Raw genomic sequence first — 14,733 nt, 5'->3', positions numbered from 1 at the left:
AAAAGATTATTCTGTATTTTTTGTTATTTCATGATTTGCCAGCTTTTCCAGCATTTTTACTATAGCCGAATTATCCCATTTTGCGCCGTCATGCGCGATGCAGGCATTATACAGCTCATGAACCGTTGCTGTATTGGGCAAGGCGATACCAAGCGCCGAAGCGCTCGCAAGGACAATGTCCAGGTCTTTTTGCTGCAATTCAATTTTGAATCCCGGATCAAAACGGCGTTCAATCATCCGTTTGCCGTGAACCTCCAGCACGCGCGATCCGGCGAAGCCGCCCATCAATGCCTCGCGCACTTTTTGAGGATCGGCGCCGGCTCTGGAGACAAACAAAAGTGCTTCACCCACTGCTTCAATGGTTAAGGAAACAATAATCTGATTGGCAATTTTACAGATTTGTCCCGCGCCGTTTCCACCGATCAGGGTCACCTGTTTTCCCATTAATTCGAGTACAGGTTTGACACGTTCGAAGACCGCTTTTTCCGCACCGGCCATAATGGTTAACGCAGCGTTTTGTGCGCCGATATCGCCGCCTGAAACAGGCGCGTCGACATAATCATGACCGATGTCATTGACTTTTGATGCAAATGTACGTGTTGCCAGTGGTGAAATTGTGCTCATATCAATGACGACGCGGCGTGTTGCTAGCTGACCGGAGTCAGCCCGCAATCCGGCAGCAATACCGTTCTCACCAAACAACACAGCCTCCACATCCGGCGTATCGGGCAACATCGTAATAATCATATCCGCTTGCCGTGCCACTTCCATCGGTGTTGCACATGCGATGCCGCCATTAGCTATGCAGTCGTCCGGTATGCCACTGCGTGTGTGAAGAAATACGGTATGTTCGCTTTGGAGCAGGTGCCATGCCATGGGTTTTCCCATGATGCCAAGACCGATAAAACCGATTTTTGCCATAGGTCTGTTTTGAGTACTGTTAAAAAGCAGTTGTTTGTTGTTAATTAGTATAAAGATATTCACAAAAGTTGTCTGTATGCGCGTGCCTGTATTGTGATGTTATGCGAAACGCTGTAAATTTAAGGTGAGCGCTATTCCTAGATAATAAAATGATGACAATTAATTCGCGGTTAATGCGTGACTGGTGGTATGGCGTAATGTGGCTGCTCGGCATTTTGCTGTTGAGTGGATGCCAGTCATTTTTGTCGCGGTTGGCGGATGAATCTGTTTCGGCTGTAAATACACTGCCGATGCCTTTGGCAACCCATGAATTCAGTTTCGATCCTTTCCGTGATGATGTGATTGGCAGCATCCAGGTCGTTACCGCCAGGCACGAAGATACGCTTTCAGATATTGCGAGAAGGTTCAATCTGGGGTATGAAGAGATCGTTAACGCCAATCCTGACGTTGATCCATGGCTGCCTGGAGCAGGTACTCGAATCATTATTCCCACTCAGTTTATTTTGCCGGATGCGCCGCGTGAAGGAATTGTTATCAACCTGGCAGCAATGCGGCTGTTTTATTTTCCAAAAGCTGAGGACGGAAAGCTGCAGAAGGTAATCACTCACCCGGTTGGTATCGGGCGTGTGCAATGGAAAACGCCGGAAGGCGCAACCCGGATTACCGTCAAAGACGAAAATCCAGTCTGGCGGCCAACATCATCGATTCACAGGGAGTATGCCAAAAACGGTAATCCGCTGCCTGCTGCCGTTCCGCCTGGTCCGGACAATCCAATGGGTACGCATGTATTAAGACTGGCCTGGCCGGCTTATGCCATTCATGGTACCAATAAACCGCCAAGCATAGGACTGCGTGGCAGCTTCGGGTGTATCCGTATGTATCCGGAAGATATCATCGGCTTGTTTAATGAGGTTGCCATCGGTACGCCGGTACGCGTGGTTAATCAACCCCGAATGGTTGGCTGGCGTGGCAGTCAGTTGTATATACAGGTCTACCCTGTGCTGGAAGACGACCAGCGCAATCATGACAAACTGTTCGTCAAATCAATGCGGAAAACGCGTTCTGCGCTGAAGGGGCAAATCAACGCGCGTCCTCATCAAACGCTCAACGAGAATTTACTCAATGAAGTAACTTACAATCCGCGTTCAACCGCTGTCCCGGTTACGAAAACGGAACTGTCACTGCAAAGGTATTTGGAGCAGGCTTTGCATGTACAAAACACCTTGCCGTTCAACGCAACATGGGCGGAGGATTTCAATAAAAACTTTACCACGGCAGAAATACAGGAATCCGGGCAGGTTCAATAAATCGTTTTTTGTATCGAATTGAATCGGGAAATATAATATTCAAATTTGATTAAATTGTTGCGGCAATCCTGCGGGAGGGGAAAAACAGATGCCAAACTTGCGGCAAATTTCTGTTGAACGGGCATGCGCGATGCTTTCAGCTATTCGGGAATTTCATGCGCTGTCTTCTTCTGATCTGATTGAAATTGCCAATGTCTGTCATTGGCACCGGTATGATGAAAACGAAGAAATCATTCGTTTTCATGATTGTTCGAATAGCGTGTTTTTTATCGCGCAAGGAGAAATCCGCGTCGTTTATCATTCCCTTTCAGGCCATGAAGTGATTTTGTGTGATTTACCGGCAGGCGAAATATTCGGTGAACTGACTGCGATTGATGGCCGGTCGCGTTCGGCGACCGTTCTTGCGAAAACAAGTACGTTATTGGCATCAATGACGGCAACCGATTTTATGGAGATTATTTTTTCAAATCGTTGTGTTGCCGAGGCCATTTTAAAGCGTTTGACAGGCGAAGTGCGCAGACTGACTGACCGCGTTTACGATTTCAGTACGCTTGCCGTCAGTAACCGGATACAAGCCGAGTTATTACGTATCGCCAGAAAAAATATGACCGGACCCAATACCGCTGTGATTTCACCGGCGCCGACGCATTTTGAAATTGCGAACCTGGTCAGTACGCACCGCGAGGCTGTGACGCGCGAACTAAGCGGTTTGGCCAAAAAAAAAGTTGTTTTGCGCCAAGGGCATGATTTACATATTCTCGATATCGCCAAGCTGGTGGATATGGTCAATATGGTGCGCGGGAATATTTAGCGGGCTGTTGAAAAACTATCCGTAGCTGCCGTTTCGACGTTAGTAGCGCTAACTGTGCGTTGATTGCGCATATTTGTTTTTTCTTGGCATAATATGCGCTTCATTCTTCAGTCTGGACTCAGCTGTTCTAAATCCGCTTTCGGAAGAGTCGTTATTTCCTGCTTCAATATGCGTTTGGATCTGAATCATGATCTTGCAAGCCGAGTGATTCTTCAAATTCCTGCCGTGCTTCGTCAATTGCGTCAAGAATTTGTTTTTTAAATTCATCGCGCGAATAGTGCTCTTCCAGTTTCAGCAACAGATGCTCAACGCCAAGGCCGATGGAAATGCCGCCGATGATACCGCCGAGAGCAGCACCGATCGCGGTGCCAACACCTGGGAAAACGGAACCGATGGCTGCACCGCTGGCTGCACCAGCCGCTGCACCGCCGAGCACGCTGGCCGCCTTGCCAGCGGCGACTTTAACCAATGCCTTGGCACCCAGACTGATTGCGCCTTTGGCAATGACTTTTCCGGTGACTTTTCCGGCAATCGCACCGGTAATTGCACCAGCCGCACCGATACCGCCTGAAATCAGCAAACGGCTCTCCAGATTGACGATTACACTGTTGCTGGGCGGTTCCTTGATAGCATCAAGTGGAGAATATTGAATGATTTCAGGTTGTTGCGTATCTGGTTTGATCTGGTTTTCAGCCAGTATTGTGTTGATCTTTTCCAGATATTCTGAACGCAGCTGTTCATTCTTGCGCAATGCATCTTCAATGGATTGCTGCACGGGACCGAATGCATTGCCCTGCATCAGGTAGGCTTCGAGTCTCTCAATCATCCAGCTTTCAAGCTTTCCGGTAGCCAGCGCTACGATACGTTCATATTCTCCGGGCAAGCTGTAATACCAGTCGAGATAGTCGTCCACATTTTGCGCCATCAGCATAAAACTCTGATCCGTGGTTTTTCTGAGCCGGTGAATCGATGCCTCAAGCTCGTGAACAACGTCAAGGTAAGCCTGCCGCGCTTGCGCGATGGTGCCCGGTTTGTAGTAATCGTCACCGATTTTTTCCAACGATTCGATTTTTTCAGTAACAACAACTTGTGTTTTCTGCAAATGCTCGACAACCCCGGGTGTTGAACGCAACCAGGCGTCCATATATACAGTTGACGGTACGTAAATAAACAGCATAAAAAAAGTCACCAGCGCTGAGGCTGCAGCGAGTGAACGTGGCGGAATGCGCGCAGGAATATCGACGTCTTGCAATGGCGTGAGCACGCGGCGATATTCCGACAAAGGCACCATAAAGCTGGAAATGGCCAGAGCGATATTGTAAAAAAGTACGACGCTGCCAAAAAAGACTGCAGTCAGAAAAATAATGGAGTTGAGTGAATTCAGATTACCCAGAATGTACGCTTTCAATCCTTCAATAAAACCGAGCAGGCGCGCAGCCTCCAGTATCAGGATGCTCTGGCTTGCGCCGTCGATGCCGAAGCTACGCGAATCAATGGCTTCGGTTAACGACGTATAGGATGGATAACTGCTTGCCAGCTTGATATAGAGTACATAAAACGCGGCCATCGCCAGTGCCGTTGCCCAGCGTGTCCAGATCAGGGATTTGTGCAGAGCAATGTAAGGTTTGAATTCGCGCGCCGCTAGCGGCGCAAAAACAACGTAAAAGCAGGAAAACACCGGGACGGTCAAAAGAAAGACAATCCATTCGATTTTTTGTGTAACGCCCAGATAAAACACCAGTAGAAATGTAAATGTAAGCGTCCAGAGCGCCCAGCCGATATAAGGCAGAATCCGTTTATTCAAGAACCAGTACAAAACGCCAAGGTTGCGGAATTGATTGGCGCGGTGGATACGTTGAATAGTGACCGCATAAGCCGCCGCCATATACAAAGGTATGCCGAACAAAAGCGTCATCAGCAATGCAAACCATAACTGCTGGTCTGGAATCATCCCGCCTGCATGATAAGCAAATACCAGCCAGCCGAGTGATAACACCCAAAAACTGATTATTTTGTTAATTGAAACCATGAAATCAATGTTTTCATTCTTTCCTTTCAGCCGCTGGCCGCTAAAAATCCCTGCTATTATAACGGCCAAATCCAGATAAGCATCGGAATACTCACGCCGACAACCAGAATTTCCAACGGCAGTCCCAGCCGCCAGTAATCGCCGAAACGAAAGCCGCCGGGACCGAGTATCAGTGTATTGTTTTGATGGCCGATTGGTGTCAGAAACGCGCATGAGGCGCCTACCGCGACAGCCATCAGAAAAGCGTCGGGGTTGACGCCAAGCTGATTGGCGGTGCCCAGTGCAATCGGGCACATGACCGCGGCTGTGGCTGCATTGTTCATGAGATCTGATAACGTCATGGTAACGATCAGGATCAGTCCCAATGCGATAACTGTATGCCCCTGAGCCAGGCTTTCGAGTAATCCTCGCGCGATTAAATCCGCCATCCCCGTGCTTTGCATTGCGCTTGCTACCGGTATCAGTGCAGCCAGTAAAACGATAACGGACCAGTCTATCACTTGATAGGCGCTGCGCAACGGCACAATCTGCAGAGCAGTTACCGCCAGTACACCGCACAGGAATGCAATGGCTGGTGGCAATACACCCGAAACAATAATGCCAATCGCTGACATCATGATCAGGCCGCTCAATAAAGCCTTGCGTTTATCCGGAATGCGCAGGATTCTTTCAGCAAGCGGCGCACAGCCCGTACTCTCGGCAAACTCGGCAAGCGCATCCGGTGGACCCTGCAGCAATAACACGTCGCCCGTTTTGAATTGAATGGTGCGTAAGCGCGCCATGGTGCGGCTTCCGGTACGCGATAACGCCAGTAAATTGACGCCGTATTGCGTGCGCAGCACGATTGTTCTGGGCGAACGGTTTACCAGCAGCGAAGCGGGCAGTACCACATACTCTGCCAGAATGAGTTCGCCGGGAACGGATTTGTTTTCTTTTTCATCGCTCTGTCTTTCGTCCTGTGCCGCAGCGTTTTTCGCGCTTGTTTTTGTCTCTGCGGTGTCGCCTTCGGATACTTGTTCTTCCGTTTTCGCTTCTTCCAGCACCAAGCCCAGGCTGGATAAAGCGGTGGCAAGCGGTTGTGCTTCCGCTTCGATGATCAGAATATCGTTCGCATAAATTTTCCGGCTCAGGCTTGCCGGTGTTACGCGGACATCGTTGCGCACCAGGCCCACGACCTGCGCGTCTGCCGCGTCCAGTGCTGCCTCGACTTCACGCAATCGCATGCCGACAGCTCTGCTGTCTTCAGGAACGCGCGCCTCTGTCAGGTAAGCGCTAAGATCGAAGCCTTCTGAGCCCGCGTGTTTGCGTTTCGGAACGAGCCGCCAGCCAAACAGGGTGATAAACAGTACGCCAATAACTGCAACCGTCAGACCCACTGGGGTGAAGTCAAACATAGAGAAATAGCCAAGTTCAGTTGTTTCCGCGCGAATGCCGGAAACAATCAGATTGGGTGGCGTGCCAATCAGCGTGGTCATTCCCCCCAGGATCGAACCGAAAGCAACGGGCATCAAAATTTGTCCGGAAGGCAGGTCCAGCCGCGTCGCCATCTGTAATGCAACCGGAATCAGAATTGCCAGCGCACCCACGTTGTTCATAAAACCGGAAAGCGCCGCGGCCAGACAGGTCAATGCAATTATTGATAATGTCGGTCCCGAATTAACCGGCAACAGCCATCGCGTGAGCCAGTCAACGGCTCCCGAGTATTGCAGCCCTGCACTTAAAATTAAAATGCACGCCACGGTAATCACGGCGGGATGGCTAAATCCAAGAAAAGCATCTGAGTAACTGATGAGGCCGCTTATTACACATGCCAGCAAAGTACCGATGGCAATCATGTCATGGCGCCAGCGGCCCCATAAAAACAAAGCGGCGGTTATTAGCAATATGCCGGTTATCAGCAGCTGTTCAGCCGTGAATTGGCTGCTATGCATTTACACTCAGCATTACCACCCGTCCTGATAAAGCATTAAAAGTGCGGATGCATTATCAACCAGTCTGGTGATGCTGTGACGGTTGAACCTGAGTTCATTCAGCTGGCGCAATTCCGGCGGCAGGATTTCTTTCATGTCGAAATCAAACTGTATCAGTGTCGATACATGCATGGCGTTTCGATAAAATTTGCCGGTTTCATCAGTGTTGGAAACCGGGTCGTGAATATCGCCGAGTACATGAATAATTTCATTAAGTGACACCGGTGGCAGTACGGGCGGATAATTATCGAAAAAATCATCCGGAACGGGCGCAGAATTAAAAGCGAATGCTTCCAGTCCGAGTGCGGATCCCACCGCCTGCGCCAGCCCGCCACCCAGCGAATGGCCGGTTACGATGACTTTCCTGTCCTGCGCGCGAGCGACAACATCCCGGGCATAATCCATGGCATCTTCAAACTGTGTATCGACAAGTCCAAATGTGAGCAAAGTGTCAGCAGCCGTATCCAGTGCAAGTTCTGCAAGTTCACTGAGGGAGCAGGGGAAATCGCATGTTTCCGTTCCCCGGAAGGCTAACACTACTTCATCAGTAACCGGATCATAGTAAACTCCCGCTTGCATTCCAGAATTGTTGTCTTTTGTCTCGACCAGAATCCACTGATCGACCAGTGTGTTGTCAAAGTCATAGACTGCATCAGCCAGTTTTGCGTAAGGTAGCGAGCGTCCCAGCAGATCAACGGCATGGCGTTCTTCCCTGTCGAGCATGCCGTAGGGTTTCCAGGTGACGTTGGGAATAAAATCAGGATTGATATATACTGATATTGACGCAATTTCAAATAGTGAAAGTTCTTTTTCATCCGCTAAAGCCAGATTGACCGCATAACGTTCTGTGCCGTATGTGCCTGGCACATCAACTTTGGGCAAAGTAAGCGAACCGTTAATGGTCGAAAAAAACGGGCTGTTAAGATCGGATGAATTATCCAATCCCGTATTTAGTAAACTGAATTGATTGGGGTTATCCGGGCCTGACCATGCCAGCGATGCGGTATAAAAAACCATGTCGGCCTGTTCTTCGATAATGATCTTCTGCAGGCAAAGTATGCCATTGTCTAGAATAAAAGTGGCCGGTGCAGTGTGTTCCGTACAATCAACATTCATGGCGCGAACCGGCGCGATACCGGCCAAAACAAAAAACAACCACATCAACAAGCCAATAAAACAAGAGCCTCTGTACATAATTATTTCTTTTTCCGATTTTATTCAATGACGGTTTGGGAAAATTATAACCCTGAATACGTGATGCGTGATGCGCATTTGATCGAACAATCGGCGGTTAACACATGACGGTATCCTCTAGAATGATTGCTTTGCATGGTCCGCTCAATACATCTGTAAGCGCACGGCGTACAGTGGTATTTTTAAGCGCAGTGCTCTTTATCAAGCACTATCGCTGCGTATTTATGCATGAGCTTGATCACTGCCTGAATAACTGGAAAAATACCGAAACCATTGTTCGAGGGCTATGCCGTGAATGACCAGATCGCCAGTAATCAAGTTTTGCCAATTGAACTTGGCGGGCTCAGTAACGATGATACGCAAAGAATTTTGGCCGCTGCCACGCACCGAACTTTTAAAAGCGGTGAAAAGCTGATCCGGCAAGGCGAAATCGGTACAAGCATGTTCATTATTTTATTCGGGCGGGTTCGTCTAAGCATGCTTCAGGAAGATGGCAGTGAACGGGTTGTCAATATGCTGCAGCATGGCGATCATTTTGGCGAGCTGTCATTGCTGATAGGCGGCCGCCGCGCAGCAACGGCAACGGCTGTTATGGATACTACGGTTTTGGAAATTTCCAAGCGGGATTTTTATCAGCTGGTCAAAACACTGCCGGAATTTTCGATTAAGCTCAGCCGCACTATTGGCAAATGGCTTCTGGGTGCCCAGACCCGAAAAATTGTCCGCCACAAGCACGGTATTATTGGACTGGTTCGCACAACGGAATTGACGTCATTGATTGCGCCTTCAATTGTACGTTTTTTTGCTCATAAACATAAAACAATAGAAATTTTTACAGACCGGTTGTCCTTTTGGGAATTAACTGCACACAAAAATTTTTTTTCAATCCATGCACTAAATCCATCGCACGGAAAAGCAAAATTCTTACTGGAACTGGTATCAGCCACAAAACGCTGCGACCATGTGTTTATCGATTTGTATGGCGGGCGAGTAACTGCGGAGTTGTTACTGCAATGCGAGCGTATCTGGTGGCTGATTGAACAGAATCGTCCGGTCAAAGAAGCATTTGCCGGACAGGCGGAAGAGTTACTCCAGCAGCAATTGGAACTTAAAAGCCGCATCCAGGTTGTCTGGATCCAGCCAAAATCATACAATCTGGCCGACAACTCCTTATACGTCATGCCGACACACCTTGAAGCGGTACGGTGTATCTATAGCGCGCATAACTATGAAATGCGGTCTGCTGATCTGGCGCGTCTCTATCATATTGCCAGAGACGTGCACATGGGGCTGGCGCTTGGCGGCGGCGGCGCGCATGGCCTGGCGCATATCGGCGTTATTTCGGCGTTTGAAGAACACGGACTTTATTTTGACCGCGTGGCGGGTACCAGCGCAGGCGCGATTATTGCCGTGGGGCTCGGAGCAGGATTTAATCCAAAGCATTTGTTGAGCCTGTTTAACAATGAAATGAAGCCGCCCGGAGTTATGAGCGCCATACCTAAAATGAGCCAGCTCTATTTGTGGATGCTGTTCCGGTTCGGTCTGATCGAGCAAAGACTGCGTAAATATTTAAAAGACCTGAGACTTGAGCAATTGTTATTACCGGTGCATACGATTTCCGCAGATCTCATCAGTGGCCAGGCGGTTATCCGCTCAAATGGAGAGGCAGTGAACAGTGTACTGGAAAGTATCAATTATCCGGTGTTTGGCAGGCCCATCTGGCGTAATGGCCTGGCCCTTGTTGACGGAGGCGTATTGATAAACGTGCCCAGCTCTGTTCTGAGAAAACAGCACGCCGACTATATCGTCGCCGTCGATGTCGGTACAAAATTGCACCCTACATTCGGCAAAAATAGTGCACAGACACCTGAGACAGAAATGCAGCATGTCGGATATTTTTCCACGCTAAACCGCGTTCTCGAAGTCAGTTCGCATGAACTGGCCAAATTGCATATGTCGGAAAGCGATTTTCTGTTGACCCCGGATACCTCGGCGTTTCCATTTGCTGATTTTATGCGCGGTGAACAGCTTTTTGAAATCGGCTATAACGCCGCACAACAGGTTATGCCGGAATTGAAACAACGCTATGAACGTTTTGTGGAGATGGATTAACGCCCGGTTTCTGTCAATTCGAACTTGCACATGCTGAAATTTTAGTTTCGTTTTCTGAAGTAAGGCTGCTGAAGCGGTTATTGTGAAAGCCATTTACTCGGATTGCAGGAATTATCAGGCTTTCTTTATACGAACAATGTATGTTTAAATGCTGTACCGATAATTTATTAATCAACAGGAAACAGGAGAGAGTGATGGCGAAAGCAAGTGCAAGGCATATTCTGGTGAAAACAGAGGCGGAATGTAGCGGTCTGAAGGACGAAATAGAGAGTGGCGCACAGTTTGGCGACCTGGCTGAGGAACATTCATTATGCCCTTCAGGAAAACAGGGCGGGGAACTGGGCGAATTCGGTCCGGGGCAAATGGTCAAGGAGTTTGATACCGTCGTATTCAGTGCGCCGGTCGGCGAAGTGCAAGGACCGGTTAAAACGCAATTCGGCTATCATCTTGTAGAAGTAACCGCGCGGCAGGATTGACGGATTTGCGAGCACTGGCGGCAAACAGTTGCCGCCAGCGGTGTCCGGGGAGCAGTAGGCTCCCTTTTTGCTGTTCAATTGATGGTATTTTGCATCGAAAGTGATGAATACGGCATCAAAAGACACCAGCCGTCGGCAAGCGGTTAAAATGGCGTTCGCTTTTGTTGCGCCGTATAAACGGCAGATTGTCTATAGTCTGGCAGCTTTGCTGTTTACCGCGGCGATTACCTTATCGATTGGGCAGGGCATTCGGCTGCTGATTGATCAGGGGTTTGCGACTCAGTCGAAAGATCTGCTGGGCCAGTATGTTTTGGTTTTTTTATGTCTGGTATGCGCACTGGCCATAGGCACATTTACGCGTTATTACTGGGTTACCTGGCTGGGCGAGCGTGTTGTTGCGGATATCCGTTGCAAGGTATTCAATCATCTTGTTCATTTACACCCTGGTTTTTTTGAGAACAACCGCGGCCTGGAAATCCAATCACGCTTGACGGCGGATATGACGCTGCTGCAATCGGTGATTGGCTCGTCAATTTCGTTTGCGCTGCGCAATTTGATTATGATGGTCGGCGGCATTATCTGGTTGTTTATCACTAACGCAAAACTAACGGCAATTGTGATGGTCTGCGTTCCGTTGGTGGTGGCGCCCATCTTGATTTTTGGCCGCAGAGTCCGGGGATTATCGAGAAAAAGCCAGGATAAGGTGGCCGTAGTCGGTGCCTATGTCGGCGAAATTCTCGGTCAGATTAAAACAGTACAGGCTTATAATCACCAGCCCATTGACCAGCATAAATTCTACGATTATGTCGAGAAAGCCTTTATAGTTGCAAAGCAGCGGACTATACAGCGCGCATTACTGGTGACCATGGTGATTGTGCTGGTTTTGGGTGCCGTTGGTGTCATGCTTTGGATTGGTGGTATTGATGTAATCGAAGGCCGTATCAGCGGCGGAGAGCTGGCGGCGTTTGTTTTTTACAGTGTGATTGTCGGTTCTGCGGTTGCTTCGATATCTGAGGTAATCGGTGAACTGCAGCGCGCGGCAGGTGCAGCAGAGCGGACAATGGAGTTGCTGCACGCACGGAATGAAATTACATCACCGCAAACAGCGCAGTTGCTTCCCAAGGTATCAGGCAATATCGAGATTGATCGGATATTCTTTGCCTATACGTCGCGCCTGAATAAGCCGGCAATCGACAAGCTGTCATTGCGCATTTGTGCTGGTGAAACTTTAGCGCTGGTGGGACCGTCGGGCGCCGGTAAATCAACGCTGTTTGACTTGCTGCTTCGTTTTTTTGACTGCCAAGCAGGATGTATCAGGCTGGAAGGGGTTGATATACGGAAGCTGGATCTTTTCGATTTGCGGCGGTGCTATGCGCTGGTATCCCAAAATCCTGCGTTGTTTTACGGCACCATACTTGAAAATTTGCAATACGGTAATCCGGATGCGGTACAAGACCGCATAGAGACAGCGGCAAAAGCCGCATATGCGCATGAATTTATCATGGAATTACCGCAAGGTTACCAGACTAGAATCGGTGATTTGGGGCATGGATTGTCAGGCGGTCAAAAACAGCGATTGGCGATTGCGCGTGCCATTCTGGCCGATGCGCCCATTTTACTGCTTGATGAAGCAACCAGTGCGCTGGATGCGCAAAGCGAGTTTTGGGTGCAGCAGGCCCTTAACCGGTTAATGATTAACCGCACAACACTGGTTATCGCGCATCGTTTGTCAACCGTGCAATCAGCAGACCGTATTGCAGTCCTCAACCATGGACGGTTAGAAGCACTGGGCACGCACACTGAATTAATGGCAACCAGTCAATTGTACGCACAACTGGCAACATTGCAATTCCAAACAGTGATGCAGGGAACGCGTGAATAGTGAGCTAAAAGGCTTGGGTATGGTCAGCAAATTGCCATAGAAACTCAATTAGTTGAAGATGGTTGAATCTTGGTTGACACATTATTTTTACATTGACTGAAACTATAGATCAGTATAGAATCCCGCTTTTTTTAAGCGTAGAGAAAATTATAATAAGGTCTTGTTCCAGGATAGACAGATACGCATGGCATCTTGGATAACAATTAAACCGCTTGTGATCGTTCTGCGCTGGCAGTTGTTGATTACAATTGTCATGGCATGTGCATTGGCGCTGCTGATGAACTTGCAATATGCAGTATCGGCATTTCTCGGGGGGATGGTCAGTATTATCTCCTCAGCGGCATTTGCGGTAATTGTTTCGCGTCACAAGGGTTATACCGCTGGCGGGACAATTAGAACTGCTTTGAGAGCAGAGGCCGTGAAAATTTTTTTAACAATTGCCTTGTTGTGGATTGTGTTCAAGACGTATGACAACGTGAACGCCTTTGCATTCATCGGCACTTTTATTTTAACAGTGATTGCGCACAGCTTGGCATTGTTCGTGTCAGACAGCAAAGATACAGATCACATCAACTAACTGAGTACACTCTTACTAAATATAACAGGTTGCGCATGGCAGCAGACACAGAGCTTACCCCAACTAAATATATTGATCATCATTTGACGCATATGACAGTGCAAGTCCAAGAGGGCGCGTTCTGGGCATTGCATATAGATACCTTGGTAACATCAATTCTACTCGGCATTCTGGGAATCGGGTCTGTCTGGCTCGTCGTTCGCAAAGCGACCCCCGGTGTGCCAAGCAAGCGTCAGGCTTTTATTGAGTTGATGATTGAATTTATAGACAACGAAGTAAAAAACACATTCCATGGAAACAGGCATATATTTGTTGCACCCACCGCGCTGACAATTTTTGTCTGGGTGTTGCTGATGAATACCATGGACATTATGCCAATCGACATCACGGCGTGGGTCACGGAAAATGTGTTTGGTCTGCATTACTGGAAGATTGTGCCTACGACAGATGTCAATACGACGTTTGCACTGGCGTTGTCCATTTGGTTTTTAATGATTTTTTTCAGCGTAAAGGTTAAAGGACTGGGCGGATGGATGTACGAATTGTTTTGTACGCCTTTCGGGAAGAATCCTTTGTTGTGGATTTTAAACCTGCTCTTTAATTTCATTGAATATGTATCTAAACCGCTGTCGCATTCACTGCGTTTGTTCGGCAATATCTATGCAGGGGAAATTATTTTCTTGTTGATTGGTATGTGGGCTGCAACCGGCGTGGCAGGTGCGTTTTTTGGTGCAATACTCGGTGCGGGCTGGGCAATATTTCATTTGTTGATTGTAACTTTGCAGGCATTTATATTCATGATGCTTGCGGTGGTTTATATCTCGATGGCGCATGAGTCGCACTAGGGGGTGTTAATAATTAGTGAATTATTTCTGTTGTTTCTGAAATTGTACCGGGCAAGGCATGAGAAGCGCCGTTTGGTTATTCCAGATGAGCGACGAATCACGCGGTATGGCGCCATTTCAGGAACAGCCCATAGGGCTGACATTTTGACTTCCGCTGCGTTATCATTCGTGCATGTGGCGTGACTACACCACGTCGTTCACGCTGCTTGCTGAGGGGTAAAAGAGTATCAGCAGCAACAGTTCACTAATTGTTAACATTCCCTAATTAAATATAAGTTTTTATTACAAAATCTTTAATCATAAACTAAAGGAAAAGGCATGGAGAATTTAGAGTATTTGGCATTGATTCAAGCATACACCGGGATCGGTATTGGTCTGATGATTGGATTGGGAGCTGCTGGTGCTTGTATTGGTGTGGGCGTAATGTGCAGCCGTTTTCTGGAAGGTGCCGCGCGCCAGCCTGAAATGATTCCGACTTTACAGGGTAAAGTGTTTTTGCTGCTCGGTCTGACGGATGCATCATTTATTATTGCGGTGGGCTTGGCAATGCTGTTTGCATTTGGTAATCCATTGTTGGCTGTTATTCAATAATTAAATTTTGTTTAGAAC

13 protein-coding genes are annotated in these 14,733 nt (G+C 48.3%); 9 read left to right on the top strand and 4 right to left on the bottom strand.

The window, feature by feature from the left end; genetic code table 11:
- Positions 1-6 precede the first annotated feature (6 nt).
- Entirely contained in the window at positions 7-921 is a 915-nt protein-coding gene (locus BMY60_RS07675) for a 2-hydroxy-3-oxopropionate reductase (RefSeq protein ID WP_090332657.1), read from the bottom strand.
- 152 nt (positions 922-1,073) lie between these two features.
- Here BMY60_RS07675 and BMY60_RS07670 point away from each other — a divergent pair, with 152 nt between their 5' ends.
- Positions 1,074-2,228 (top strand): L,D-transpeptidase family protein, encoded by a 1,155-nt coding sequence (locus tag BMY60_RS07670; protein WP_256250754.1) that lies wholly within the window; start codon positions 1,074-1,076, stop codon positions 2,226-2,228.
- 88 nt (positions 2,229-2,316) lie between these two features.
- Positions 2,317-3,039, top strand: coding sequence for a Crp/Fnr family transcriptional regulator (locus BMY60_RS07665; protein ID WP_090332654.1), 723 nt, complete (start codon positions 2,317-2,319; stop codon positions 3,037-3,039).
- 163 nt (positions 3,040-3,202) lie between these two features.
- Here the strand turns inward: BMY60_RS07665 and BMY60_RS07660 are convergent, their stop codons facing one another.
- Genes BMY60_RS07660 through BMY60_RS07650 form a run of 3 tightly spaced genes read right to left on the bottom strand, consistent with a single transcriptional unit; the run spans position 3,203 to position 8,232 of the window.
- On the bottom strand, positions 3,203-5,068 hold the full coding sequence (locus BMY60_RS07660; RefSeq protein WP_143057395.1) for a hypothetical protein: 1,866 nt from the start codon (positions 5,066-5,068) through the stop codon (positions 3,203-3,205).
- Between the two features lie 56 nt (positions 5,069-5,124).
- Positions 5,125-6,999 (bottom strand): SLC13 family permease, encoded by a 1,875-nt coding sequence (locus BMY60_RS07655; RefSeq protein WP_090332651.1) that lies wholly within the window; start codon positions 6,997-6,999, stop codon positions 5,125-5,127.
- A gap of 12 nt (positions 7,000-7,011) precedes the next feature.
- A complete protein-coding gene (locus BMY60_RS07650) occupies positions 7,012-8,232 on the bottom strand; it encodes a Tle-like phospholipase domain-containing protein (RefSeq protein WP_143057394.1) in 1,221 nt (406 codons plus the stop codon).
- Between the two features lie 104 nt (positions 8,233-8,336).
- Here BMY60_RS07650 and BMY60_RS15350 point away from each other — a divergent pair, with 104 nt between their 5' ends.
- The 7 genes from BMY60_RS15350 (at position 8,337) to atpE (ending at position 14,715) form a co-directional block, all read left to right on the top strand.
- Complete coding sequence (locus tag BMY60_RS15350; RefSeq protein WP_143057393.1) at positions 8,337-8,531, top strand: hypothetical protein; 195 nt, start codon at positions 8,337-8,339, stop codon at positions 8,529-8,531.
- Between the two features lie 22 nt (positions 8,532-8,553).
- Positions 8,554-10,344, top strand: coding sequence for a patatin-like phospholipase family protein (locus tag BMY60_RS07645; protein WP_218141656.1), 1,791 nt, complete (start codon positions 8,554-8,556; stop codon positions 10,342-10,344).
- 194 nt (positions 10,345-10,538) lie between these two features.
- Entirely contained in the window at positions 10,539-10,820 is a 282-nt protein-coding gene (locus BMY60_RS07640) for a peptidylprolyl isomerase (protein WP_090332646.1), read from the top strand.
- 103 nt (positions 10,821-10,923) lie between these two features.
- Positions 10,924-12,702 carry an ABC transporter transmembrane domain-containing protein gene (locus tag BMY60_RS07635; protein ID WP_090332645.1) on the top strand — a complete coding sequence of 593 codons (1,779 nt, stop codon included), beginning with the start codon at positions 10,924-10,926 and terminating at the stop codon, positions 12,700-12,702.
- 214 nt (positions 12,703-12,916) lie between these two features.
- Complete coding sequence (locus BMY60_RS07630; RefSeq protein WP_256250753.1) at positions 12,917-13,279, top strand: ATP synthase subunit I; 363 nt, start codon at positions 12,917-12,919, stop codon at positions 13,277-13,279.
- A 35-nt stretch (positions 13,280-13,314) separates the two neighbouring features.
- On the top strand, positions 13,315-14,124 hold the full coding sequence (gene atpB, locus BMY60_RS07625; RefSeq protein WP_090332642.1) for a F0F1 ATP synthase subunit A: 810 nt from the start codon (positions 13,315-13,317) through the stop codon (positions 14,122-14,124).
- A 318-nt stretch (positions 14,125-14,442) separates the two neighbouring features.
- On the top strand, positions 14,443-14,715 hold the full coding sequence (atpE, locus tag BMY60_RS07620; protein ID WP_090332640.1) for a F0F1 ATP synthase subunit C: 273 nt from the start codon (positions 14,443-14,445) through the stop codon (positions 14,713-14,715).
- Positions 14,716-14,733: the final 18 nt, after the last annotated feature.

It is taken from the genome of Nitrosomonas sp. Nm51, assembly GCF_900111165.1.
GTDB lineage: Bacteria > Pseudomonadota > Gammaproteobacteria > Burkholderiales > Nitrosomonadaceae > Nitrosomonas.
This window is presented reverse-complemented; position numbering and strand designations above follow the sequence as displayed.